This is a genomic window from Pseudarthrobacter sp. C4D7 (assembly GCF_013359725.1).
GTDB lineage: Bacteria > Actinomycetota > Actinomycetes > Actinomycetales > Micrococcaceae > Arthrobacter.
The window spans coordinates 1-25,107 of record NZ_JABFMW010000005.1; the positions used below are offsets into that span (position 1 = coordinate 1).

The 25,107-nt window shown below is 66.1% G+C and carries 21 protein-coding genes; 11 read left to right on the forward strand and 10 right to left on the reverse strand.

From position 1 onward, the window contains the following. Positions 1 to 150: 150 nt before the first annotated feature. The 3 genes from HNO81_RS05605 to HNO81_RS05615 form a co-directional block, all read right to left on the reverse strand. A complete protein-coding gene (locus HNO81_RS05605; RefSeq protein ID WP_175317154.1) occupies positions 151 to 1,221 on the reverse strand; it encodes a Gfo/Idh/MocA family protein in 1,071 nt (356 codons plus the stop codon). 123 nt (positions 1,222 to 1,344) lie between these two features. Then, positions 1,345 to 2,052, reverse strand: coding sequence for an ABC transporter ATP-binding protein (locus tag HNO81_RS05610; protein ID WP_175317155.1), 708 nt, complete (start codon positions 2,050 to 2,052; stop codon positions 1,345 to 1,347). Positions 2,053 to 2,054: 2 nt separating this feature from the next. Next, on the reverse strand, positions 2,055 to 3,494 hold the full coding sequence (locus HNO81_RS05615; RefSeq protein ID WP_175317156.1) for an FtsX-like permease family protein: 1,440 nt from the start codon (positions 3,492 to 3,494) through the stop codon (positions 2,055 to 2,057). Between the two features lie 486 nt (positions 3,495 to 3,980). On the opposite strand from HNO81_RS05615, the gene HNO81_RS05620 reads away from it, so the two are divergent. Then, complete coding sequence (locus HNO81_RS05620; protein ID WP_175317157.1) at positions 3,981 to 5,225, forward strand: polysaccharide lyase family 1 protein; 1,245 nt, start codon at positions 3,981 to 3,983, stop codon at positions 5,223 to 5,225. 89 nt (positions 5,226 to 5,314) lie between these two features. Here HNO81_RS05620 and HNO81_RS05625 read toward each other — a convergent pair whose 3' ends face one another. The 4 genes from HNO81_RS05625 to HNO81_RS05640 all read right to left on the reverse strand — a co-directional run bounded on the left by HNO81_RS05625 (position 5,315) and on the right by HNO81_RS05640 (position 10,668). Beyond that, positions 5,315 to 6,409 (reverse strand): sugar-binding protein, encoded by a 1,095-nt coding sequence (locus HNO81_RS05625; RefSeq protein ID WP_175317158.1) that lies wholly within the window; start codon positions 6,407 to 6,409, stop codon positions 5,315 to 5,317. Between the two features lie 49 nt (positions 6,410 to 6,458). After that, positions 6,459 to 7,742 (reverse strand): multiple monosaccharide ABC transporter permease, encoded by a 1,284-nt coding sequence (gene mmsB, locus HNO81_RS05630; protein ID WP_175317159.1) that lies wholly within the window; start codon positions 7,740 to 7,742, stop codon positions 6,459 to 6,461. A gap of 44 nt (positions 7,743 to 7,786) precedes the next feature. Further along, a complete protein-coding gene (gene mmsA / locus HNO81_RS05635; protein ID WP_175317160.1) occupies positions 7,787 to 9,346 on the reverse strand; it encodes a multiple monosaccharide ABC transporter ATP-binding protein in 1,560 nt (519 codons plus the stop codon). A gap of 131 nt (positions 9,347 to 9,477) precedes the next feature. Further along, positions 9,478 to 10,668: an ROK family transcriptional regulator gene (locus tag HNO81_RS05640; RefSeq protein ID WP_175317161.1), complete on the reverse strand. Its 1,191-nt coding sequence runs from the start codon at positions 10,666 to 10,668 to the stop codon at positions 9,478 to 9,480. A gap of 237 nt (positions 10,669 to 10,905) precedes the next feature. Here HNO81_RS05640 and HNO81_RS05645 point away from each other — a divergent pair, with 237 nt between their 5' ends. Then, positions 10,906 to 11,763 (forward strand): nitrilase-related carbon-nitrogen hydrolase, encoded by an 858-nt coding sequence (locus HNO81_RS05645; RefSeq protein ID WP_175317298.1) that lies wholly within the window; start codon positions 10,906 to 10,908, stop codon positions 11,761 to 11,763. A gap of 8 nt (positions 11,764 to 11,771) precedes the next feature. Here the strand turns inward: HNO81_RS05645 and HNO81_RS05650 are convergent, their stop codons facing one another. After that, complete coding sequence (locus HNO81_RS05650; RefSeq protein WP_175317162.1) at positions 11,772 to 13,379, reverse strand: PucR family transcriptional regulator; 1,608 nt, start codon at positions 13,377 to 13,379, stop codon at positions 11,772 to 11,774. A gap of 194 nt (positions 13,380 to 13,573) precedes the next feature. On the opposite strand from HNO81_RS05650, the gene HNO81_RS05655 reads away from it, so the two are divergent. Then, the gene (locus tag HNO81_RS05655; RefSeq protein WP_175317163.1) at positions 13,574 to 15,100 is read left to right on the forward strand and encodes an amino acid permease; all 1,527 of its coding nucleotides are present in this window, start codon (positions 13,574 to 13,576) and stop codon (positions 15,098 to 15,100) included. Continuing rightward, positions 15,097 to 16,833, forward strand: a complete 1,737-nt coding sequence (locus HNO81_RS05660) for an NAD(P)/FAD-dependent oxidoreductase (protein WP_175317164.1) — start codon at positions 15,097 to 15,099, stop codon at positions 16,831 to 16,833. The genes HNO81_RS05655 and HNO81_RS05660 overlap by 4 nt, the downstream gene beginning before the upstream one ends. A gap of 101 nt (positions 16,834 to 16,934) precedes the next feature. Here HNO81_RS05660 and HNO81_RS05665 read toward each other — a convergent pair whose 3' ends face one another. Beyond that, positions 16,935 to 17,462 (reverse strand): gamma carbonic anhydrase family protein, encoded by a 528-nt coding sequence (locus HNO81_RS05665; RefSeq protein ID WP_175317165.1) that lies wholly within the window; start codon positions 17,460 to 17,462, stop codon positions 16,935 to 16,937. Between the two features lie 40 nt (positions 17,463 to 17,502). Continuing rightward, positions 17,503 to 18,363, reverse strand: a complete 861-nt coding sequence (purU, locus tag HNO81_RS05670) for a formyltetrahydrofolate deformylase (protein WP_175317166.1) — start codon at positions 18,361 to 18,363, stop codon at positions 17,503 to 17,505. A 275-nt stretch (positions 18,364 to 18,638) separates the two neighbouring features. Here purU and glyA point away from each other — a divergent pair, with 275 nt between their 5' ends. From glyA to HNO81_RS05705, 7 genes are all read left to right on the forward strand, one after another. After that, on the forward strand, positions 18,639 to 19,937 hold the full coding sequence (gene glyA / locus HNO81_RS05675) for a serine hydroxymethyltransferase (RefSeq protein ID WP_175317167.1): 1,299 nt from the start codon (positions 18,639 to 18,641) through the stop codon (positions 19,935 to 19,937). A 3-nt stretch (positions 19,938 to 19,940) separates the two neighbouring features. Continuing rightward, on the forward strand, positions 19,941 to 20,843 hold the full coding sequence (locus tag HNO81_RS05680) for a bifunctional methylenetetrahydrofolate dehydrogenase/methenyltetrahydrofolate cyclohydrolase (protein ID WP_175317168.1): 903 nt from the start codon (positions 19,941 to 19,943) through the stop codon (positions 20,841 to 20,843). A 130-nt stretch (positions 20,844 to 20,973) separates the two neighbouring features. Then, positions 20,974 to 21,948 carry an ABC transporter ATP-binding protein gene (locus HNO81_RS05685; protein WP_175317169.1) on the forward strand — a complete coding sequence of 325 codons (975 nt, stop codon included), beginning with the start codon at positions 20,974 to 20,976 and terminating at the stop codon, positions 21,946 to 21,948. Continuing rightward, positions 21,941 to 22,801, forward strand: a complete 861-nt coding sequence (locus tag HNO81_RS05690; RefSeq protein WP_175317170.1) for an ABC transporter permease — start codon at positions 21,941 to 21,943, stop codon at positions 22,799 to 22,801. The genes HNO81_RS05685 and HNO81_RS05690 overlap by 8 nt, the downstream gene beginning before the upstream one ends. Then, positions 22,798 to 23,610: an ABC transporter permease gene (locus HNO81_RS05695; protein ID WP_175317171.1), complete on the forward strand. Its 813-nt coding sequence runs from the start codon at positions 22,798 to 22,800 to the stop codon at positions 23,608 to 23,610. The genes HNO81_RS05690 and HNO81_RS05695 overlap by 4 nt, the downstream gene beginning before the upstream one ends. A gap of 83 nt (positions 23,611 to 23,693) precedes the next feature. Then, the gene (locus tag HNO81_RS05700; RefSeq protein WP_175317172.1) at positions 23,694 to 24,257 is read left to right on the forward strand and encodes a hypothetical protein; all 564 of its coding nucleotides are present in this window, start codon (positions 23,694 to 23,696) and stop codon (positions 24,255 to 24,257) included. A gap of 10 nt (positions 24,258 to 24,267) precedes the next feature. Next, a complete protein-coding gene (locus HNO81_RS05705) occupies positions 24,268 to 25,101 on the forward strand; it encodes an exodeoxyribonuclease III (protein ID WP_175317173.1) in 834 nt (277 codons plus the stop codon). Positions 25,102 to 25,107 lie beyond the last annotated feature (6 nt).

The window sequence follows — 25,107 nt, forward strand, 5'->3', positions numbered from 1 at the left end:
GGCCTTGGGTGTCAGGTCGGCGTTGGCATGGGTAACGTAGGACACGAGGGCCTCCTGGCGTCGAGATGAGTGTGGTAACCCAAATCGATACCGGAGGCCCTCGCTTTTTACATCACGCCACGCTGTTCACAACCTCCATGGGAATTACAGCTAGTGGCTGTCGTTGGGGTACGTCACCCCGAGCTGCGCGCGCACACCGTCGAAAAGGCGCATGGTGTTCAGCGTGTCCTCAAGCGGCATGACCGGACTCTCGGTCAGCCCCTGCTGGACGCACCGCATCACCTCGCGCAGCTCGTAGGCGTACCCCTTGCCAACAACTTCGAAGGTCTCCGTACGGCGCTCATCCCACCCCTTGGCGATGACGAGTTCCAGGGGATTGTTGATGGAACCTACGCTTTGCAGGAAGCCCTGGCTTCCGGCCACGGTGGCGGTGCGGGGGCCGTGGGCCAGCAGCGATGAGGTGAGCTGGACCTGGGCGGCGTGGCTGTAGCCAAGGCTCAGGGCGTTCTGGGCATCCACGCCGTCGTCGTTGACGAAGCCCGTGGCGCTGACGGTCTGCGGGAAGCCCAGGGTGCCGAGAGCCCACAAGAGCGGGTAGACGGACAGGTCCAGCAGTGCGCCTCCGCCGTCCTTCTTCGCCCACAACCTTGCCGTGGGGGAGTACGGCGCAGGGAAGCCCAGGTCTGCGGTGACCCAATGGATATCGCCCAGTTCACCGGACGCCGCGATTTCGAAAGCGCGCTGCATGGAGGGCAGGAACCGGCTCCAGACCGCCTCCATCAGGAAAAGCTTCCTGCTGCGCGCAACCTCGATGAGTTCTGCCGCTTCCCGGGCATTGATGGTGAAGGCCTTCTCGCAGAGCACGTGCTTTCCGGCGTTGAGGGCCGCGAGAACAATCTCGTGGTGCTGTGCGTGCGGGGTGGCCACGTAGACAACATCCACGGCGTCATCGGCGAGCAGCCGCTGGTAGCCGGGCACCCCGCCGTCGTCCCCGTACGCCTTCGCGAAGTCGTAGGCCACGGCGAACGCGTCCGCGGTGTCCTGCGCCCGGGAACTGACTGCGTACAGCTGCGCGTCTTCAAGAAGCGCGAGATCCTGGGAGACGGCGCGGGCGATCCCGCCCGTTGCGATGATTCCCCAGCGCAGGGGAGCCCCGGTGGCGGACCGGGGATCCTGGTTGGGCTGGGTGGAAAGCCACGGTTTGGCGATGGGAGCAGTCATAGCTGCAATCCTGTCACAGGGCTGCCGGCTGCTGCCGGAATTCCATCTCCAGTCATGGAGCCGGGCCACGCCGACGGCGGGTGGATACTGTGGATGCATCCCACACCGCCGGCCCCGGCCGCGTCAGGCGTTGGCGGCGGCGGCGGTCCGTCCCCGGACCGGCTCTTCCGTGAGGTTGCCCTGCTGCAGGCGGAACCGGCGGTCAGTCTTGTTCGCCAAGGCCCTGTCGTGGGTGACCACCAGGATGGTGGTGTTGTGGTCGCGGCTCAGCGAGCTGAGGAGCCCGATGATGTGGTCGCCGGTCTGCTCATCCAGGTTGCCCGTGGGCTCGTCGGCCAGGATCAGCTTCGGTTCGTTGGCCAGGGCCCGGGCGATGGCCACGCGCTGCTGTTCACCGCCGGAGAGCCTGTTGATCCGCCGTTCGTGTTTGGACGGGTCCAACTGCACCTGTTCCAGCAACTCTTTGGCGCGCTGCAGCCGTGCGGACTTCTTCATGCCGGCGAATTCCATGGGCAGCATGACGTTGTCCACGGCGGAGAGGTTGGGGATCAGGTTGAACTGCTGGAATACGAAGCCGATGTCCCGGCGGCGGTATTCCGTCAGCTTGCCGTCCGGCAGGCCCGCCAGGCTGACGCCGTCCACTACAACGTCCCCGCTGGTGGGCTTGTCCAGGGCGCCCAGGAGGGACAGCAGGGTGCTCTTGCCGCTGCCGCTCTTGCCCACGATCGAGGCCAGCGTTCCCTGTTCCAGGACAAAGCTGACATTGTTGACCGGCTTGATGGTTCGGTCGCCGGAGTTAAAGGTGCGGACCAGGTTCTTGACTTCAATCATGGCTATTCTCCTCGCAGGACTTCGATGGGACGGATACGCGCCGTGAGCAGCGCGGGTACCAGGGCGCCGATAATGGCGACGCCGAAGACGGCTGCAATGCCACCGGCAATCACTCCCGGCGATGCGCTCGCAGTCACTGAGTTCAGCAGTTGTGAGGCGCCGCCGAAGGGGCCGCCCTGGCCGCCGGGGAAGCCGCCCGCCCCGCCCTGGAAGCCCCGGCCGGTGGGTGCAGTGGTGGTGGTGTTGCTGCTGACCAGGGCGGATGCGATGCTCCCGCTGGCGAAGGATGCGATGACCGCGCCCACCGCACTGCCCAGGGCTGCCAGGACCAGGGCTTCGAGGACGAACTGCAGGCCGATGGTGCGGTTGGGCGCACCGATGGCTTTCAGGACGCCGATTTCGCGCCGGCGCTCGCGGACCAGCATCACCATGATGAGCAGGATGATCAGCCCTGCCGTGCCCAGGGCGGCGATGAAGGCGATGAAGGAGATGTTCTTGACGCTGTCCAGGGAGCTGACGGCGGTCTGCAGGTTCTGCCCCTGTGTGACGTCGGCCTTGTCGGAGCCCAGGGCGGCCTGCAGGGCTGTTTTGGCGGAGGCCACGTTCTCCATGGAGTTGACCGTGACGATCATGCTGGACAGCTCGTCCGGGGTCCCGGCAAGCGTCTGGGCGGTGGGGAGCGTGAGGTAGACGGCGTTGTTCCCGAACTCCGTGCCGGCGTCGAACAATCCGGACACCGTGTAGGCCTGGTCATTGATGGTGAACGTGGAACCAACCCCCAGGTTGTTCTTTTGCGCGAGGGTGGTGCCCAGCAGGGCGCCGGTGGAGGCCGCCGTGTAGTCGCCGAGCCCAGTACCCTCCGTGATGTTCAGGGCCTTGCCTGTGGTGTCCACCTGGGCGCCGATGCCGGTGGCGGTGATGGGCAGCGACCGGACCGTTCGCTGGGTGCTGCCCGAGGTCCCAGTGGTTCCGTTGGCCTGCTGGTTGCGGTTGCCCAGGGTGCCTGCGTCCACCGCGGCGGTGAGGTTGGTGGTCAGGGTGGCGGCCGACTGGCCACCTGGGCCGCCCTGTCCGCCCTGTCCGCCCTGGCTGCCGGCTCCGGTCTGGCCGGCTGCGGATTGGGCTGCAGCCTCCGCGGCGTTCCGGAGCCGAAGCGAAGAGGTTCCGACGACGGCGCTGACGTAGGCGACGCCGGCTGCGGTTGCTTCCTGGCCGGTGGTGAGCGGCTCGCCGCCGCCTTCGAAGCCCTGGCCGCCGGCCGGATTGACGGTCAGCACGGTGCCCACGGAGGCATTGAGCTCCTGCACTTTCGCCCCGACGGCCTGGTTGGCCGCCAGCATGGCCAGGGCCAGCCCAATGGCGACGGCCAGTACCGCAACGACAGCTGCGGTGCGGACCTTGTTTCTGAAGGCATTGCCTACGCTTCGGGCAAGGACGCTCACGTTACTCCTAGGACTCAGTGGCCGGCGCGGAAGGCCGGCTTCGCATCCACCCTTGCCGTGGATCCTGTGCGGATATCCGGCCGAACCTGTGCCGGGCCTGTGCAAAGCGTTCAGAGCCGCCGAGTCCGGTGCCGCAACGGACGGAGGACTGCGGCCCTTCGCCGTCGCTTAGACACCTCCCGGCGCACCGTTTCGGTCGCTGGGCGACCTGCGCGCTGCTCTGGTCGGCGATGCGCTCCTACGCGAAGAACCGCAGTCCTCCTTGTGCCCTGCACCCGCCGGGTCGCTGCCCTTTTTGTAGGCGCGCATCGCGGCGCATCGGGTCAGGAAGGTCGCCCAGCGACCGGACGGGCCCCCATGCGTCGTGTCTAAGCGCCGAAAAGGGCTGCGTCCCGGTGTCCGCGGCACGCACAAACCACCGGCTGGGCCGCCGTCGGACGCGGAACCAACGGCGGTGCCGGTGCACCGGCCCAAAGCCGGTACGAGGTGGGCACGCTCAGCGAGCTGAAAGCTGCCCTGGCCAACAACGGTCAGCCCACGGCGCCCAAGGTCATTTTCATCAAGGGAACGATCGACGGCAACCAGGCGCCGGATGGACGCATCCTCGGCGAGCAGGACTACGCGTCGGGCTACGACATCGCCAAGTACATCACGTGCTTCGGCCCTGACGGCAAAGTGTGGAGCGACCAGACCTTCGAGTACTGCAGGAAGCAGCGCCAGCTGCGGCAGACCGGAAGCAACAACATGAAACGCCAGATCGAGGTCAGCATCCCCAGTAACACCACGGTGGTCGGGCTGGGCACGGACGCCGGCTTCGTGGGAACCAACATCGTGATCCTGAGTGCCACCAACGTGGTGCTGCGGAACGTGAGCGTGGAGGCCCCGGTCGATTACTTCACCACCTGGTCACCCGATGACGGAAACGGTGCCTGGAACGCACGGTTCGATGCCGTTTCCTCGGTCACATCCGACCATATCTGGATCGACCACGTGCGGCTGTCCGACGGCCGCTTCCCCGACAATGAAGCGCCGCGTGGACCCAACGGCAAGCCGGCGAACCGGCACGACGGCCTGCTGGACCTCAAGGACGGTACGGATTACGTGACCATTTCCAACAGCAGGCTCTCCAACCACGACAAGACCATGCTGCTGGGCTCCGGAGACGAACACGTGGACAAGGACGGCGGCAAGCTGCGCGTCAGCTACATAGGCAACTACTTCGAGAACCTGCAGCAGCGGGCACCACGGGTGCGTTTCGGCCAGGTCCACGTGGTCAACAACTACTTCACCGGAAGCACGGACGATCCCCACTACCCGCTGGTCACCGAAGCCCAGGGCGGCAGCAGCTACTTCCTGGGCGCCGGGTACGAGTCCCGGATCTTCTCCGAGCGCAATGCCTTTGAATTCACCGGACCTGGCGCCGATCCGTCCGTCATGGTCAGCAGCTACAACGGCAACCGCTTCAGCGACACCGGCTCCTGGTACAACGGACAGCCCGCGGACCTCAACGCCATCGCCGAAGCGTCCTTTGAGGAGAACCGGGCCGAGGCCATCGCCGAGGCGGAAGCCGCCGGCACCGCCGCGCCGGCCTGGACTGGCTGGGACTTCACCACGGACGTCGGCTGGGACCCCGCCGATGTCTACAGCTACAAGGCCTTCAGCACACCGCAGGCGGTCCGCAACCACGCCCTCCAGTTCACCGGCCCCGGCGTGCTCACGGTTAAGCAGTAGCGGAGCCCCGGCCGGAACAACCAAGGAAGCGGGACAAAGAAAAACAGCCCGGCCCCCGTGAGGGCCGGGCTGTTTCCGTTGATGACGTATTACTTGGTGAGCGGGCCGAGTACGGGATCGTCCGTGTAGGCCGTCTTGACGTTGGCGGAGGTCACGATGACCGGCTCCAGCAGGTAGGCGGGAACCACCTTGTTGCCGTTGTTGTAGGACTTGTCGTCGTTAACCTCAGGCTTCTTACCGGCCTGCAGGTCCTTGACCATGGTGATGGCGTGCTCCACCAGCTTGCGGGTGTCCTTGTTGATGGTGGAGTACTGCTCGCCGGCAATGATCGACTTGACCGACTCAACCTCGGAGTCCTGGCCGGTGACAACCGGGATCGGCTTGCCTGCAGCCTTGACCGAGGTCAGGATTGCGCGGGCCAGGGTGTCGTTGGGGGAGAGGACTCCGTCCAGGTTGGCGCTGGTGTAGCTGCCGCTAAGCAGGGTGTCCATGCGGCGCTGGGCGTTCTCAGCCTTCCAGCCCTGGGTAACAGCCTGCTCGAAGGTGTTCTGGCCGGAGACAACCTTGAGGGTGCCGTCGTCGATCTTCGGCTTCAGGACGCTCATGGCGCCGTCGAAGAAGACCTTGGCGTTGGCATCATCAGGGGAGCCTGCGAACAGTTCGACGTTGTACGGGCCGGAGGGCTTCTTGGCCTTAAGGCCATCCAGCAGGGCCTGGCCCTGGAGGACGCCGACCTTGAAGTTGTCGTAGGCCACGTAGTAATCCACGTTCTCGGTGTTCAGCAGGAGGCGGTCGTACGCGATGACCGTGGCTCCGGCGTCCTTGGCCTGCTTGAGCTGGGTACCCAGCTGGGAGCCGTCGATGGCGCCCACGATGATGACCTTTGCACCCTTGGTGACCATGGCGCTGATCTGGTTCTGCTGCTCGGAGACGCCGCCATTGGCGAACTGGACGTCAGCCTTGAACCCGGCGCCGTTGAGGCCGTCGTTGAACAGCTTCTCCGCGAGGACCCAGTTTTCACTGGTCTTCTGGGGAAGTGCAACGCCGATGGAGGAGCTCTGGTCGAATCCAGCGGCACCGCTGCTGGAACCGCCGGAGGGCTCCGAGCGGCCGCAGCCCGTCAGCGCCAGTGCTGCGATGGCAGCAACCGCTGCGGCCTTTCCTGCTTTACCAAACATTCGCATTGTTGGTTCTCTTTCTTTGTGTGATGGAACGGTATTCAGGCTGCAAACTTCAGGCTTCCCTGGCGATCGCTTCCTTGGTGGAGGTGGTTTCGTCGGGCTGGATGGGGTTGCTGGGTCCGCCGGAAGGACGGTTCATGTTCCGGGTCAGCATGCCGATGATGGAGCGTTTGCCCTGGGACTTGTTGTAGACGTCGAAGGCGACGGCGATCAGGAGCACCAGGCCCTTGATGATCTGGGTGAGGTCGGCGCCGACGCCGAGGAGCTGCAGGCCGTTGTTGAGAACTGCCATGACCAGGCCACCGATGATGGAGCCGACGACGGTGCCCACACCGCCGGTCACTGCCGCGCCGCCGATAAACACGGCTGCGATGGCGTCCAGTTCCCAGCCCACGCCGTCGAAGGGGCCCGAAGCGGTGGAACGGCCCACGAAGATCATGCCGGCCAGGCCGGCCAGGATGGACATGTTCATCATGACCAGGAAGTTGACCTTCTTGGACTGGACGCCGGAGAGTTCGGCCGCGTGGCGGTTGCCGCCGACGGCGTAGACGTGGCGGCCCAGGATGGTGCGGGAGGAAATGAAGCCGTAAATCAGCACCAGGATGGCCAGGATCAGGCCGGGGATGGGGAAGGACGTGCCGGGGCGGCCGGTGGCGAACAGGTACGTGGCGTACAGGATGGCGGCGCAGATGAGCACCAGCTTCAGGACGGTGACCCACATTTCGGGTACTTCGGCGCCCAACGCCTTGGCGCGGCCCCGGGAGCGCAGTTCGCCGACGATGACGAAGACAGCAACGGCGACGCCCATCAGGAGCGTGAGGTTGTTGTAGCCCGTGTCCGGTCCCACCTCCGGAAGGTAACCGGAGCCCAGATACTGGAAGTCGCTGGGCACGGGGATGGTGTTGGACTTGCCCACGAACTGGTTGAAGCCACGGAACAGGAGCATGCCGGCCAGGGTCACGATGAAGGCCGGGATGCCCACATACGCGGTCCACCAGCCCTGCCAGGCGCCGATGGCGGCTCCGAGGAGCAGGCCCAGCAGTACGCCGGCGTACCAGGGCAGGTGCCAGTCGCGGATGGCCAGGGCAACCGTCACGCCGACGAACGCGGCGACGGAGCCGACGGAAAGGTCGATATGGCCGGCGATGATCACCAGCACCATGCCGATGGCCAGGATCAGGATGTAGGAGTTGCCGTTGAAGAGGTTGATGACGTTGCCGGGGGTCAACGTCCGGCCTTCAGTGGCGAACTGGAAGAAAATGATCAGGGCCACGAGGGCAAAGATCATGCCGAATTGGCGGGTATTGCCGCCAAACAGCTTTTTGAGGGCGTTCATGGTGTCAGTCCTTGCGTCCGGAAGGTTCTGGATGGGCCAGAGGGTCAGGCGGCTTTTCGGGTGGCGGAGGTCATCAGCTTCATCAGGTTTTCCTGGCTGGCCTCGTCTTTGTTCAGGACACCGGTGATGGCGCCTTCAAAGATGGTGTAGATGCGGTCGGACAGGCCCAGCAGTTCGGGCAGTTCGGAGGAGATCACGATGACCCCCTTGCCCTGGTTGGCCAGCTGCTGGATGATCCCGTAAATCTCGTACTTGGCGCCAACATCGATACCGCGGGTGGGTTCATCCAGGATCAGGAGGTCCGGGTCCGTGAACATCCACTTGGCCAGCACCACCTTCTGCTGGTTGCCGCCGGACAGCTTGGCCACGCCCTCCTCCACGGACGGCGTCTTGGTGCGCAGCGATTTGCGGTACTGCTCTGCAACCGTGAACTCCTGGTTGGGGTCGACCACAGAGTTATGGCTGATCTTCTTCAGGGCGGCTGAGACGGTGGTGGTCTTGATGTCATCGAGGAGGTTCAGGCCCAGGGTCTTGCGGTCCTCCGTGACATATCCGAGGCCGGCGTCGATGGCCTGGCGGACATTCTTGAGGACCACCTCCTTGCCGTCCTTGTAGATGTGGCCGTCAATGAAGCGTCCATAGGACCGGCCGAACACGGAGCGGGCCAGTTCGGTGCGGCCGGCACCCATGAGGCCGGCGAAACCCACGATTTCCCCGCGGCGGACGTAGAAGCTCGAGTCCTTGCAGATCAGCCGGTCCTGGACGGTGGGGTGGCCCACGGTCCAGTTCTTGACCTCGAAGAACACCTCGCCGATCTTGGGGGTGTGGTCCGGGAAACGGGATTCCAGCGTACGGCCCACCATGCCCTTGATGATGCGGTCCTCGTCCACGCCGTCCTTCTTGACGTCGAGCGTCTCGATGGATTTGCCGTCGCGGATGATGGTGATCGAGTCGGCGATCTGCTCGATCTCGTTGAGCTTGTGGGAAATGATGATCGACGTGATGCCCTTGGCCTTCAGGCCCAGCATCAGGTCCAGCAGGTGCTGTGAATCGGACTCGTTCAGGGCGGCGGTGGGCTCGTCCAGGATGAGGATCTTCACGGACTTGTTCAAGGCCTTGGCGATCTCCACCAGCTGCTGCTTGCCGACACCGATTTCCTTGATGGGGGTGTCAGGGTCGTCCCGCAGGCCGACCCGGGCCAGGAGGTCCAGGGACCGCAGCCGGGCTTCGGCCCAGTCGATGATGCCCCGCTTGGTGGGTTCGTTGCCCAGGAAGATGTTCTCCATGATGGACAGCTCAGGGATCAGCGCGAGTTCCTGGTGGATGATCACGATGCCGGCGTGCTCGCTGGCACGGATGTCCCGGAACTGCTGGACCTGCCCCTGGTAGACGATGTCGCCGTCGTAGCTTCCGTACGGGTACACGCCGGACAGGACCTTCATGAGGGTGGACTTGCCGGCGCCGTTTTCGCCGCAGATGGCGTGGATCTCGCCGGCCTTAACCCGCAGGTTCACGTTCGACAAGGCTTTAACGCCCGGGAATTCCTTGGTGATGGACCGCATCTCGAGGATGACCGGATCCGTTTGCGTGGTCTGGGACGTCATGAGCCCTAACCCTCCAATGCAATGACTTCTTTGTCCGGCCGGCAAAGCGCAGGGCCGTCTGAACCAAAAGTAAACTGGATCACAGCTGTTGTCGTCAAGTCTTTAACGCAATTGCTGGATAACGAAATGGTCTAGGCCTTGCGGATCCCGGCGTTTTGGAACACCAGCGCGGCCGCGCCAAGGGCCTCGGCGCGGTCACCGAGGGAGGACATGGTCAGGGTGGTGGTCTCGCCGATCACGGGCACTGCATGGCGGATCAGGCCCCGTCGGATGGGGTCCAGGAGGATGTCCCCCAGGCCGGCCAGGGGACCCCCCACCACAATGACTTCGGGGTTGATCAGGTTGGCTACATTGCCCAGTGCGCGGCCCACCGCCAGCCCTGCATCGTCCACGACGCGCAGGGTGGCCGAGTCCCGGTTCAGGGCCTTGCGGACAATGTCAGCCGGTGTCATGGGCGGATCCTCACCGCGGCTGAGGAGCTCAATCATGGTGGTGGTTGAAGCGATGGTTTCCAGGCAGCCGCGGTTGCCGCAGCGGCACACCAGGCCCTGTTCGTGGATAGTGGCGTGGCCTATCTCGCCGGTGATCCCTACGTTGCCGTAGTAGGGCGCTCCATTGAGGATCAGCCCGGCGCCGATGCCTGAACCGATCTTCAAGAACAGCAGGTTGCTGACCCCGGAATGCTGCCCCCACGTCACCTCCGACCAGGCGCCCAGGTTTGCGTCATTGTCAACAAATACGGGGATTCTCAAGGTTTCCTCAAGATGCTGCAGGATGTTGATGCCCACCCATTCGGGCAGGATTGCCCCCTGTGCCACCGTCCCCGTCCGGCGGTCGATCGGGCCCGGAATGCCGACGCCGGCACCCACCACCGAGGACCGTTCCACGCCGCTTTCGCGGAGGAGTTTCTCCAGCAGGGCCACGGCGGCCTGGATACCGTCATCCGCCTGGTGGCCCAGGGGGAGCATGACCGATTCCTCGGCGATGACGTGGTAGCTGAGCGAGGCAAGGACCACCCGCAGGTGCCGCCTGCCGAAGTCGATCCCGACGGCCACGGCGCCGTTGCTGTTCAGCCGGACGTTCAGGGCCCGCCGCCCGGAGCTGGTGATGGGTTCGGTGGAGGCCAGTCCGGAGTCGAGCATGATCTTGACGATGTTGGAGACCGTGGCAGTGGACAATCCCGTCTGCCGGGCCAGCTCCGCCTGGGTGGATGGGCCCACCATCAGGGTCTCTATGATCCGCTGCTGGTTCAGCTGCCGCAGCGCTGACTGCGAGCCGGGGTTCTTCGGTTTGCTCCTCGTTGAGCGCGTAGGTGCGGACATGCTAAGAACATTGCCCTACTGCCGCTCTTGTAGTCAAGAAGTTAACGCATGCCATGCCCTAGCAGGAGCGGGTGCAGATCCCGCGGCCCCGTCTTAAGGTCCGTGCATTCCGTCCCGCTGGACCCGCTGGCGGGTCCAAACGTCCCCCCGCATCCCATGTTCGGCTGGCTAGGCTGGGAGGCGGAAACAGTCCGGCCCGGGCCATCCCCATGGACGGGCGTGAAGAAGGTGGTAACGATGCTGCTGTCCGTCCTGCAGGCAAATGCCGTGGTCCTGGACATTGAGGCCAATCTGCGGACCATGGACGATGCCGCCCGCCGGGCCGCGCAGTCCGGTGCCGACCTGCTGCTCACACCGGAACTCTTCCCCGTGGGCTACGCCCCGCTGCGGCTGCGCAGCGGACTTGACCCGGCGGCCCTGCCCGCCATCCGTGAACGCCTGGCCGGAATTGCCCGGAGGAACCGGATCGGGATGGTGTACAGCCTGCCGGCCCCGGCGGGCTCCGGATCAGTGCCCGGCGACGGGCGCCCATGGCACATCTCAGCCACCCTGCTGGATGCCCACGGCGTGGAGATCCTCACCTACGCCAAGGTCCATCTCTTCGGCAGCGAGGAACGCGAGGCCTTTGCCGCAGCCACCGAACCTCCGGCTGTGGTGGATTTCAACGGCATCCGCACGTCGCTGCTGATTTGCTACGACATCGAGTTTCCAGAGGCCGCACGCGCCGCTGCCGCCCGCGGCGCCGAGCTGCTCCTGGTGCCCACCGCGCTGTCCGCCGGCTACGAGGCCGTGCCCCAGGTACTTGTCCGCGCCCGGGCACTGGAAAGCCAACTCAATGTGGCCTACGCCAATCACTGCGGACCTGAGGACGCCTGCACCTTCGGCGGCGGAAGCGTGGTGGCCGGACCGGACGGGACGCTCCTCGCCGAGGCAGGGGAGGGCCCCGCGCTGCTGTTTGCCGAGGTGGGCGCAGCGGCGGTCCGCGCAGCACGCAACCATATCCCTTACCTCCGGGAACGCCGGCCCGGGCTGTACCGGGAGTGGGAGGCGGCCCTGCCACCGGAGCCGGAAAATCCCGGCGGGCGCCGGGCCTAGCCCGCTGGTCAGTCCGCCTGCGCCGCAGCGCCGTCGGCGTACTGCAGTGCGATCCACAGCTCAGCCCGCACCTGCGCCTGGTTGAGGTCCAGCTGGAGCAGATCACCGAGGACGCCGACCTGCCGCCGGACGCTGTTCCGGTGCAGGCCCAGCAGTTTGGCGGAAGCATCCCAGCTGCCGTTTTCTCCGAGCCAGCCGCGGAGGACTTCCAGCAGCTGGTGGCGCCGGTCCGCTTCCAGCGCAAGGACCGGCTGCAGGAGGCGTTCGGCCAGGAGGATGCCCGCCTCGCGGCCCAGCAGTCCGGTGACGGACCAGGGCACGTCGTCGGCCCGGATGCTCCGCCCGCTCCTTTGGACCTGGCTGCGCAGGGAGGTGGCCCGCTGGTAGGCGGCGGACAGTCCCGCGAGTTCTGTGGGTTCCCCGACCACCAGGCGCCAACCGAGCTTCTCCACGTCGGCAAGCAGGGCGTCATCCACTTTGAGCCGGGTCACCGCGGCGAAGCCGTAGTCCGTGATCTCCACCAGCTTTGTGTCGAGCATTCGGCGCCACTGCAGCAGCTCCCGGACCGGGCCATCACCGGCCGGCCAGTCGCGCGCTTCCACGTTAATGCCCTGCACCACCCGCATGGGCGCGGACCGGGTGGAGGAAAGGCTCTGCGCCAGCAGGTCCTTGAGTCCGTTTACCTGCCTGGTGCCACCCGTGGTGAGGCTTTCGGGGTGCAGCAGGACGGCGGTGGCCAGCTGGCTTGGGGCCAGCGACCCGCTGGTGCGCTGCCGCACCAGCAGCTCAAGCAGCCCGACGGCGGACTGGACCACGTTGTTCTGGGCGGGCGTGAGGGGAACGTCGGAACCGAGGACCAGGGCTCCGAGGTTGGCATCCTTGGTGCTGCGCAGCGGATGGCCCACCACCAGTGCCGAGCCCGGCAGGTCAAAGCTGTCCGTTTCCACGCGGGGGCCCCGGCCGGACAGCAGACGCTCCAGCATGGGTGCCAGCAAGGGAAGGTCGACGGCGGTCCTGCCGCCGGCATTGGTGCCGCGGGCCCTGATCCGGCCGTCCGCCCCCACCAGTACCGCCCATACGGGCACCCGCTGGACCAGGGCAGCCAGCAGTTCGTGCTCCGGCCTGGGGGAGAGGACGGCGCGCATGAGCTGCCGGTTGGTCTCTGCCAGCTGCCGGAAGACCCTCGCATTGTCGGTTTCCAGGAGCTGTGAGAACTCCAGGCCAATCGCGGCGAAAGGCAGTGACTCCGGCACCTCGAACAGGGTGAGGTTGTGCTGCCGGCAGGCATCCACCACCACGTCCGGCACGGCGTCGAAATATGGCCTGATCCCGAAACCGAGGGCCGCCACCTTGGCCGCCACCAGACGCCGGACGTAGGCGTCCACCCTGGCCGGGGTCCCGCCGTCGCCAAGGAAGGGAAGCCCGGCGGTGAGCAGGAATTCACCCTCCGGAAGATACGGGGTGGGGTCTTCCAGTTCACTGGGTTCGACCCACCGCAGGAGCCGGCCGCCGCTGCCGCCGTCGTGGAGCATCCGCAGCAGCGGCGGCAGCTGGTTCAGGAACTGCTGCAGCGTGACGAAGCTCAGCCGGCCGGCCTCCGCAGGCGCCGTCGTCATGGCTGGACGCCGGGCGTCCCTGCCGCCGGCAACCCTGGGTTCCGGCGTCGGAAGCCGGTTTTCCCGATCGGCCGCCCTTGTGCATAAAGTCTCATGGTGGATCACTATAAGTCATTTTGCACCGCCCTGAGAGTTGGCTCACATGCCAACCTTGGTGAGGGGAAACCGAAAACTACTCTGAAGGGACGTCAACGGTGACTGTGCCTGTGACCACTGAAAAACCTCTGGCCCGCGACGGCGGACGGCCCGGCCTCGGGGCCCAGCTCCTGCGCCGCAAACCGATCGTCCAGCTGGTGGGCGAAGGCGCAGGCGCCGGGGACGCCCCGGGGCTCGTACGCAGCTTTGGGGTCCTCCACCTGACCATGATCAGCGTGGGAGCCACCCTGGGCACCGGCATCCTGGTGATCCTTGGCGAATCGGTTCCGCTGGCCGGACCCGCCATCTGGATCTCCTTCGTGATCGCCGGACTGGCCGCACTGCTGTCCGCAGTGTCCTACGCCGAGATGGCCGGCCTGGTGCCGGTGGCCGGCTCCAGCTATTCCTACTCCTACGCCACCCTCGGCGAGGGCATGGCGTGGATCTGCGGCTGGTGCCTCGTCCTGGAATACGCGGTATCCGTAGCCGCCGTGGCGGTGGGCGCCGGCCAGTACGTCAACGAGACACTGGCGGCGTTCGGGCAGGTCCTGCCCGACGCAGTAGCCCAGCCGCCCGGCGACGGGGGACTGGTCAACGTTCCGGCGGTGGCCATCGTGGTGCTGGCCATGATCCTGCTGGTCCGCGGAGCCCGCGAGAGCGCCCGGATCAACACGGCCATCGTCATCGTCAAAGTGGGCATCCTGCTGTTCTTCTGCGCCGTTGCCTTCACTGCCTTCGACGCCGGGAACTTCCAGCCGCTCCTGCCCATGGGCGCGGCCGGTGTCTCCGCCGCAGCCTCAAGGGTGTTCTTTTCATACATCGGCTTCGATGCCGCCTCCACTGCCGGCGAGGAAGCCCGGAACCCCAAGCGCGACCTGCCCCGCGCCATCCTGCTGTCCATGGTGATCGTCACCGGCATCTACGTCCTGGTGGCCGTGGCCGCGATCGGCGCCCGCCCCTGGGGCTGGTTCGACGGCACCGAGGCTGCGCTGGTCCAGATCCTTGAGGAAACCACCCACCAGCCGTGGATTGCCCTGGTTTTCTCCGTCGGCGCTGTCCTGGCCATTGCCAGCATCGTGCTGACGGTCCTGTACGGGCAGACCAGGATCCTCCTGTCCATGTCCCGGGACGGGCTGGTCCCCAAGGTCTTTGGCCGCGTCTCGCCGCGCACCGGCACACCGGCCGCCGGAACCCTCATTGTGGGCACCGCCGTCGCCCTCACTGCAGGCCTGGTGCCCCTTGGCGCACTGGCTGATGCCACCAGCATCGGGACCCTGTTCGCGTTCGCGCTGGTCAATGTCGCCGTGATCTACCTTCGCCGCAACCGCCCGGACCTGAAGCGGAGCTTCCGGGTGCCGCTGTACCCCATGACGCCCGTGCTGGGCACGCTGATGTGTGCCTACCTGATGGCGAACCTGGGTGCCGATACCTGGATGGTCTTCGGCGCCTGGATGCTCGTAGGCATCGCCATCTACTTCGGCTATGGACGCCGGAACTCCAAGGTAGCGGCGCTGAGTGAGCTCGACTACCGTGAACTGACCGCCAAGGCCCCCAGCCAGGAACCTGTGAAAGCAGAACTCTCATGACCACCGCCACCGAACTTCCTGCCTTCGATCCCTCCAGCACCTCCACGCCCCCGGCCGGTGCGGCCGGGCGCGGCGCCGGTGGGCAGGCAGCGCCCATCACCATGCTTAACCCCGATTTCCCGTTCAGCTACGACCACTACCTGGCCCACCCCGACGGACTGGGCGCCGTTCCGCCGGAGCTGTATGGCACCGAGGTGGCCGTCATCGGCGCCGGGCTCTCCGGCCTGGTGACCGCCTACGAGCTGATGAAGCTTGGACTGCGCCCGGTGGTCTATGAGGCGGACCAGATGGGCGGGCGGCTCCGCACTGCCGCTTTCCCGGCAGCACCAGGCGTGGTGGCGGACCTGGGTGGAATGCGGTTCCCGGTCTCGGGCAAGGCGTTCTACCACTACGTGGACCTGCTCGGGCTGGAGACCCAGGAGTTCCCCAACCCCCTCGCCGAAGCGACGTCCAGCACCGTGATCGAACTGGCAGGCAAGAAGTACTACGCCGAAAAACCCGGTGACCTGCCGCCGTTCTTCCGCGAAGTGGCGGATGCCTGGAAGGCCGCGGTCAATGACGGAGCGAAGTTCGTGCAGATGCAGGACGCCATCAAGGCCCGGGACATGGCCCGGATCAAGGAACTGTGGAACGAGCTGCTCCCGCTGATGGACGAGCAGACCTTCTACGGCTTCATCGCCGCCAGCGATTCCTTCAGGAAGGCGGGGTTCGCCCACCGGGAAGCCTTCGGGCAGGTGGGCTTCGGCACCGGCGGCTGGGACACGGACTTCCCCAACTCCATCCTGGAAATCCTGCGCGTTGTCTACACCGACGCAGACGACCAGCACCGGCTCATCCGCGGGGGAGCGCAGCGTCTGCCCGAGGCACTCTGGCAGCACGCGCCGTCGGACCTGGTGTACTGGCCGGCCGGAACCTCCCTGGCCTCGCTGCACTCCGGCTCGCCCCGCGGCGCCGTGGGGAAGATCAGCCGGGACACAGACGGCAACCTGCGGGTCCGGGAGCGCTGGGGCCGCGAGGCCAGCTACCCGGCCGTGGTGACCACCTGCCAGTCATGGCTGCTGTCCACCCGCATCCATACGGAAGAAGCCCTGTTCCCGGCCGAACTGTGGACGGCCATGGAGAAATCCCATTACATGCAGTCGTCCAAGACCTTCGTGATGGTGGACCGGCCCTTCTGGAAGGACACCGACCCGGAAACCGGCAACGAAGTCCTGTCCATGACGCTGACGGACAGGCTGAACCGCGCCACGTACCTGCTGGACAACGGCCCGGACCAGCCGGCGGTCATCCTGCTGTCCTACACGTGGAACGACGACGCCCTGAAGTGGCTGGCCCTGGACGCGGACGAGCGCGTGGAACTGATGCTGCACTCGCTTGAGCAGATCTATCCCGGCGTGGACATTGCCGGGCACATCGTTGGCCAGCCCATCACCGTGTCATGGGAAGCGGACCCCAACTTCATGGGCGCCTTCAAGGCCAACCTGCCCGGACACTACCGCTACCAGCAGCGGCTGTTCACGCACTTCAAGCAGGACAGGCTGCCGGAATCCCAGCGCGGCATCTTCCTGGCCGGCGACGACGTATCCTTCACCGCCGGCTGGGCAGAAGGCGCCGTCACCACCGGGCTGAACGCGGTGTGGGGCGTGGTGAAGCACCTGGGCGGATCGTCGGCCCCGGGCAATCCCGGTCCGGGCGACCTACTGGAGGAGTTCGGTCCGATCAGCCTCGACTAACCGTGGGCCCACGCCCGCCGGGTTCCCTGGCCGTGGAGCCGCCCCGGCGAGGGCCCCGGCCCGAGCTTGCGAGGGTAGGGAGCCGGGGTGGACTTGTGAGGTTAGGGGGCGGGTGGGGAGAGCTCGCGGTGTTTCGCCGCGAGCTCCACGTAGCGCGCCGCGTTGGCGCGGACTCCGTCGAACTCTTCATCCGTGAGTTCGCGGCGCACCTTGGCGGGAACCCCCGCCACCAGTGACCGGGGCGGAACCACGGTTCCTTCGAGCACGACGGCGCCGGCGGCCACCAGCGAGCCGGCGCCGATCACTGCGCCGTTGAGGACGGTGGCGCCCATGCCGATCAGGCAGTCGTCCTCCACCGTGCAGCCATGCACGACGGCGGCATGCCCCACGCTGACGCGTTCGCCCACCGTGCAGGGGAAGCCGGGGTCGGCGTGCAGCACCACATTGTCCTGCAGGTTGCTGCCGGCGCCTACGGTGATGGCAGCGGTGTCGGCCCGGACGGAGACACCGTAGAAGGCGCTGGCGTCCGGGCCCAGGGTGGCCTGGCCGATGATCGAGGCCGAGGGGGCCACGAACGCTGATTCATGGATGGCCGGGGAGTTGCCGGCAAAAGGGTAAAGAGGAGCCATGGCTTCACCATAAGCCACCCTTCCACCCCACCGCTGCGACCTAGTTAAAGACCACCGTGCGGTTGCCGTCCAGCAGCACCCGGTGCTCGGCGTGCCACTGCACGGCCTGGACCAGCGTGCGGCCTTCCACGTCGCGGCCCATCTGCACGAACTGTTCGGGCGTGCGGGCGTGGTCCACGCGGATGACTTCCTGTTCGATGATCGGGCCCTCGTCCAGGGCGGCGGTCACGTAGTGCGCGGTGGCCCCGATGAGCTTTACGCCGCGGGCGTGCGCCTGGTGGTAGGGCTTGGCGCCCTTGAAGGACGGCAGGAAGGAATGGTGGATGTTGATGGCCTTGCCGGTCAGGTCGGTGCAGAGCTCGTCGGAGAGGATCTGCATGTAGCGGGCCAGGACGGTCAGCTGGATGTCGTGTTCGGCGATCAGGGCGCGGAGCTTGTCCTCGGCCTGGACCTTGGTGTCCTTGGTCACGGGGATGTAGTGGAAGGGGATGCCATAGAACTCGGCGAGCCCGGCCAGGTCCTGGTGGTTGGAAACGATCGCCGGGATTTCGATGGGAAGGGTTCCGGAGCGCTGCTGGAACAGCAGGTCGTTGAGGCAGTGGGCGGAGGTGCTGGCCATCACCAGGGTGCGCACCTTGTCGCCAACGGTGTTGAGGTTCCACTGCATGGAGAATGCCTCCGCCACGGGCTCGAGGGCAGCCCGCAGTTCGGACTTGGCGGCCGCCGTGGTCACCTCCACGCGCATGAAGAAGTTTCCGGTGGAAGGGCTGCCGTACTGCTGCGAGTCCATGATGTTGCACCCCGCCACCAGCAGGGCTCCGGCCACGGCGTGGACGATTCCGGGGCGGTCCGGGCAGGACAGGGTGACGACGTACGCTTGGTTCAGCTGCTCTTGATTCACGCGTAATAGCCTACCCGCGCTCCCGGTGCCGGTTTTGGTACGCTGGGAACGTCGCAACTGGCGTTGGGTGGCTAACCACCAGGGAGCGGCAATCACGAAGACCACGGATCGTACGCCTGGGCCGAGGGTCATGTTTTGCCGGAAATGGGGCTGCCCCTGCGCCAGCGCAGCAGCACCGTGCCGGGCTTTCACGCCCTGTCACAACGCGGTGCGGAAGCGCGCCAGCCGGTAGCCTGACCTATAGCAGTGCCCGTATCCCTAGCCAGGAGTTCTTCGTGTCTACTACAGCCACCTCCACCACAGCCGTCAGCAACCAGCCGCTGGCTGAGCTTGACCCCGAAATCGCCGCAGTCCTTGACCAGGAGCTCGGCCGCCAGCGCGGCACCCTGGAAATGATTGCCTCCGAGAACTTCGCTCCCCGCGCCGTCATGGAAGCCCAGGGCTCGGTTCTCACCAACAAGTACGCCGAGGGCTACCCGGGCCGCCGCTATTACGGCGGCTGCGAATACGTTGACGTTGCCGAGCAGCTGGCCATCGACCGGGTGAAGGCCCTGTTTGGTGCCGAGTTCGCCAACGTCCAGCCGCACTCCGGCGCGCAGGCCAATGCCGCCGCCCTTTCCGCCATGATCACCCCCGGCGACAAGATCCTGGGCCTGTCCCTGGCCCACGGCGGCCACCTGACCCACGGCATGAAGCTGAACTTCTCCGGCAAGCTGTACAACGTGGCTGCCTACCAGGTGGAGGAAGACAACTTCCGGATCGACATGGACAAGCTCCGCGAGCAGGCCATCGCCGAAAAGCCGCAGGTCATCATCGCCGGCTGGTCCGCCTACCCGCGCCACCTCGACTTCGCGGCGTTCCGCTCCATTGCCGATGAAGTGGGTGCCCTGCTTTGGACCGACATGGCGCACTTCGCCGGCCTGGTGGCCGCCGGACTGCACCCCAGCCCGGTGCCGCACTCCGACGTCGTCACCTCCACCGTGCACAAGACCCTCGCCGGTCCCCGCTCCGGTGTGATCCTTGCCAAGGAACAGTGGGCCAAGAAGCTGAACTCCAGCGTCTTCCCGGGCCAGCAGGGCGGTCCGCTCATGCACGTCATCGCCGCCAAGGCCGTTGCCTTCAAGATCGCCGGCACCCAGGAATTCAAGGAGCGCCAGGAGCGTGTCCTCGAAGGCGCCCGGATCATCGCCGACCGCCTGAACCAGGCCGACGTCGCCGAAGCCGGCGTCTCCGTCCTCACCGGCGGCACTGACGTGCACCTGGTGCTTGTGGACCTTCGCAACTCGCAGCTGGACGGCCAGCAGGCCGAGGACCTCCTGCACTCCGTGGGCATCACCGTCAACCGCAACGCCGTGCCGTTCGACCCCCGCCCGCCGATGGTCACCTCCGGCCTGCGCATCGGCACCCCGGCCCTGGCTACCCGCGGCTTCGGCGCCAACGAGTTCACCGAGGTGGCCGAGATCATCGCCACCGCCCTCAAGGCAGGCACCAGCGCCGACGTCGAAGCCCTCCAGTCCCGCGTGGACAAGCTGGCCGCAGACTTCCCGCTCTACCCGCAGCACGAGCAGTGGTAACCCATGACTGAAACCACAACCGCACAGATCCTTGACGGCAAGGCCACCGCCGCCGCCATCAAGGCCGAGCTGACCGAACGCGTGGCCGCACTCAAGGCCAAGGGCGTCACCCCCGGCATCGCCACTGTGCTGGTGGGAGCCGACCCCGCCTCGCAGCTGTACGTCTCCATGAAGCACAAGCAGTCCGTGCAGATCGGGATGAACTCCATCCAGCGCGAGCTGCCGGCCGACGCCACCCAGGAACAGGTGGAGGCCCTCATTGACGAACTCAATGCGGACCCTGCCTGCCACGGGTACATTGTGCAGCTGCCGCTGCCCAAGCACCTGGACACGGACGCCATCCTGGAGCGGATCGACCCCGCCAAGGACGCCGACGGGCTGCACCCCACCAACCTTGGCCGGCTGGTGCTGAACGTCAACAACAAGATCACCACTCCGCTGCCGTGCACGCCGCGGGGAGTCATCGAGCTGCTGGAGCGCAACGGGTACAGCCTGGCCGGCAAGCACGTGGTGGTGGTGGGCCGCGGCGTCACCATCGGACGGTCGATCGGACTGCTGCTCACGCGGCGGGACGTCAACGCCACCGTGACCCTGACCCACACCGGCACCACCAACCTGTCGGAGCTGCTGAAGCAGGCGGACGTCATTGTGGGCGCGGCGGGCGTGAAGCACATCGTCAAGGCCGCGGACGTGAAGCCGGGCGCTGCCCTGCTGGACGTGGGCGTCACCCGCGAGACCGATCCCGAGACCGGCAAGAGCCGCGTCTACGGGGACATCGATCCTGCCGCCGCCGAGGTGGCCGGCTGGATCTCGCCGAACCCTGGTGGAGTGGGCCCCATGACCGTGGCGCTGCTGATGACCAACGTGGTTGAGGCCGCGGAACGCGCAGCAGGCGCCGGGGCGTAGACCGGTCCCCACAACGCACGACGGCGGTGCGGCACCTTTCACACGGAAGGTGCCGCACCGCCGTCGGCCGTTTAACAATGGAACTGCAAGCGCCCTTCCACATACGCTCCGCCTCCACTAGTCTGCACAGGTGCACAACCACGCCCTGACGCCCACCGGCACCCTGACCGGGGGACCGCCGAACGGCACTGTCATTTCCGCTGAAAACCTCACCAAGACCTATGGCGACGTTGCCGCAGTGGACGGCATCTCGTTCGCCGTTCCCGCGGGGGAGTCGTTTGGCCTGCTGGGCCCCAATGGCGCCGGCAAATCCACCACCATGAAAATGATCGGCGGCGTCACGCGGCGCACCGCAGGACAGCTGAGCATCATGGGCCTGGACCCGGACACGCACGGGCCCGAGGTGCGCGCGCACCTCGGCGTGGTCCCGCAGCAGGACAACCTCGACGAGGAACTGCGCGTCCGCGACAACCTCCTGGTCTACGGCCGCTACTTCGGGCTGCCCATGAGCTACCTCAGGCCCAAGGCAGATGAACTGCTGGAGTTCGCCCAGCTGACGGACAAGGCAAAATCCAAGGTGGATGCCCTCTCCGGCGGCATGAAGCGCCGGCTCACCATCGCCCGGTCCCTGATCAACGAACCACGGATCCTGCTGCTGGACGAACCCACCACCGGGCTGGACCCGCAGGCCCGGCACATCCTCTGGGACCGCCTGTTCCGGCTCAAGGAACAGGGCGTTACCCTGATCCTCACCACGCACTACATGGACGAGGCCGAGCAGCTCTGCGACCGGCTGATCGTGGTGGACAAGGGCCGCATCATGGCTGAGGGCTCGCCCGCGCAGCTCATCCGCGAGCATTCCACGCGGGAGGTGGTGGAACTGCGGTTCGGTTCCGAACGCAACGCCACCATCGGGTCGCGGCTGGAGGGCATTGGCGAACGCCTGGAGGTGCTGCCGGACCGGGTGCTGATGTACGCGCACGACGGCGAGTCAGCCCTTGAGCAGGTATCAGCCCGCGGCCTGAGGCCGCTGACATCGCTGGTGCGGCGGTCCTCGCTGGAGGACGTGTTCCTCCGGCTCACCGGGCGGAGCCTCATTGACTGATGCGGCGCCGAGGACGGGGGTAGCTGGCCGTACCGGCCTGCGGGCGCATCCGCCGGAAGTTTCCGCGGCCAGGGCCCGCCGCTGGGGTGCGTTCTACTATGCCGAGCAGGTGCTCCGGGTCATGAAGGGGTACAGCTGGTCCATCGTGATGTACAGCGTGGGCCAGCCTGTGGCGTACCTGTTCGCCATGGGCGTGGGCCTGGCAACCCTGGTGGACACCGGAAACGCTGCCTTCGGGGGTGTGTCCTACCTGGCCTTCATTGCGCCGGCGCTGCTGGTGTCCGCCGCCGTGATGACGGCCGCCAACGAATTCACGTTCCCCATCATGGACGGCTTCAAGTGGCGCCGGATCTACTACGGTCCGCACGCCTCGCCGTTGACGCCGCAGCAGATCGCCGCGGGCCAGATCATTGCCGTGACGCTCCGCCTGCTGCTGCAGTCGGCCATCTACTTCGCCGCCGTGGCGTTGTTTGGCGCGTCAACGTCGGGCTGGGGCTGGGCGGGCATCCTGGTGGCAACGCTGACTGGACTGGCGTTTGGCTTGCCCCTGATGGCGTATTCGGCCTCCATCACCGAGGACAAAGGCCAGTTTGCGCTGGTGATGCGCTTCATCGTGATGCCGCTGTTCCTGTTCTCCGGGACGTTCTTCCCCCTTGATAACCTTCCGGTGGCCGTGCGCTGGGTTGGCTGGATATCACCCATCTGGCACGGAACGGAGCTGGGCCGCGTGTTCAGCTTTGGTTACCGCGAACCGCTGCTCCTCACCGTTCTCCACGTTGCCTTCCTGGCGGCGCTGGCGGTCCTGGGCTGGGTCCTGACGCGGCGGCGCTTTACCCTGAGGCTGGGCCAATGAGCGCCCCGGCGCAGGCCCGTTCCCGCACGTTCGGCCCGCTCTATTCGCGCAACGCCAGGGCCGTGATCGCGCGGGGCCTGATGGCCACGCGCAGCACCAACTGGCTGGTGATGGTGTCCGGCTTCTTCGAGCCGGTCCTGTTCCTGATCTCCATGGGGGTGGGCCTGGGGTCGATCGTGGGCGACGTCCAGGGGCCCGATGGAACCCGGATCAGCTACGCGGCCTACATCGCCCCCGCGCTGCTTGCCGTCTCCGCCATGAACGGCGCCGTGTACGACTCCACCTGGAACGTGTTCTTCAAGATGAACTTCGCCAAGCTTTACCAGGGCATGCTCTACACCTCGCTGGGGCCGCTGGACGTAGCGTTGGGGGAAATCTTCCTGGCCCTGCTCCGCGGCATGCTGTACGCCACAGGGTTCACCGCGGTCATGGGCGTGATGGGGCTGATCACCACGCCCTGGGCGCTGTTGATGATCCCGGCGTCGGTGCTGATTGCCTTCGGGTTCGCAAGCCTGGGCATGGGCATCACCAGCTTCCTGAAGACCTTCCAGCAGATGGACTGGATCAACTTCATCCTGCTGCCCATGTTCCTCTTCAGCGCCACGTTCTATCCGCTCAGCGTTTATCCGGAACCCATCCAGTGGTTCATCCAGGCCATGCCGCTGTGGCACGGCGTTGAACTGCTGCGGCAGATCAGCGTAGGCAGCTTCACTGCGGCCACACCCGTGCATATCGGCTACTACCTGGTGATGACCGCCGCCGGCATGCTCCTGACCACCCTGCGGCTGCGGAGCCTGTTCCTGAAGTAACCGGCAGACGGTGAACCGGGCCCCGTGTTCGCCGGGGGTGGAAGGCGGCGGAAGCACGGCGTGCCGTTTGAGAGAATAGCTGCATGCGAACTTTGGGCAGCCCCTCGTCATCCTCCAAGCCCGCCAGGGCCGGTTTTTCGATGTTCCGGATCAGCGGCCCGGGCCTGATGGTCCTGGTGACAGCCTTCATCGTGGCCGTCATTTTTGCCGCCAACCAAAATGACGTGGTGGGCTGGGTTGTGGCCGTCATCGCCGCCTTCTGGCTGGCGCTGGCCGCGTTCGTGGTTTTTAGCATCCAGCGTGCCGCAAAGAAGGCCGGCGCCAAGCTGTCTGAGGCCCAGAGCGCCTTCAACACCGCAACCGGCCGCGCACCGGCGCAGTCATCCGCAGACCACGGTGGCACCCGGGTTGTCTACGAGCGCACCGAAGCCGACGAAGTGCGCGACCTGAAGCTGGACCACTCCTTCAAGATCGTCCAGGTGCAGATCCGGGTGGTGGAAGAGGAACGGGCCAAGGGCACTGCCGCCAACCAGGACACCATCAACCGCGCCCTCGAAACCATCGAGATCACGGCCACCAACGCCCGGGACATGATCAAGTCTTCCGGCGGCAGCGGGGAACCGGTGACCGGAACCATCATCGACTAGAGTGGAGCGGGTGAGCTCGGCATTGAACAAGGACCACCTTCGCATCGCATCCGTCAACGTCAACGGCCTCCGGGCTGCCTTCAAAAACGGCATGGCGGCCTGGCTGGAGCCGCGCGAAGTGGACATCCTGTGCCTGCAGGAAGTGCGCGCCCCTGACGTGGTCGTCCGTGAGCTGCTGGGGGATGGCTGGCATATCCTGCACGCCGAGGCGGAGGCAAAGGGCCGCGCAGGCGTGGCCATCGCCTCCCGCATGGAGCCACTGGAAACCAGGAACGGCATCGGCGATGACTACTTTGCCACGGCCGGGCGCTGGGTGGAGGCCGACTTCCGGGTGCCGGACGCCGCAGGGAAACCCGTGCAGCTGACCGTCGCCAGTGCTTATGTGCACTCCGGCGAGGTGGGAACTCCCAAGCAGGACGACAAGTACCGCTTCCTTGACGTGATGAGCACCCGTCTTCCGGAACTGGCCAAGCACAGCGACCACGCACTGGTGGTGGGGGACCTGAACGTCGCCCACACACCCAAGGACATCAGGAACTCCAAGGGCAACCTCAAGAAGGCCGGCCACCTGCCGGAGGAACGAGCCTACTTCGACCGGTTCTTCGGTGAGGAAATCGGCTGGCACGACGTCCACCGGAACCTCGCCGGCGACGTCGACGGGCCGTACACCTGGTGGTCCTGGCGCGGCAAGGCATTCGACAACGACACCGGCTGGCGCATCGACTACCACATGGCCACCCCCGGACTTGCGGCGTCCGCCGTCTGCGCCGTCGTGGACCGTGCCGCCTCCTGGGATACCCGCTTCTCCGACCATGCCCCGCTGGTAGTGGACTACCAGCTCTAAGCCCGA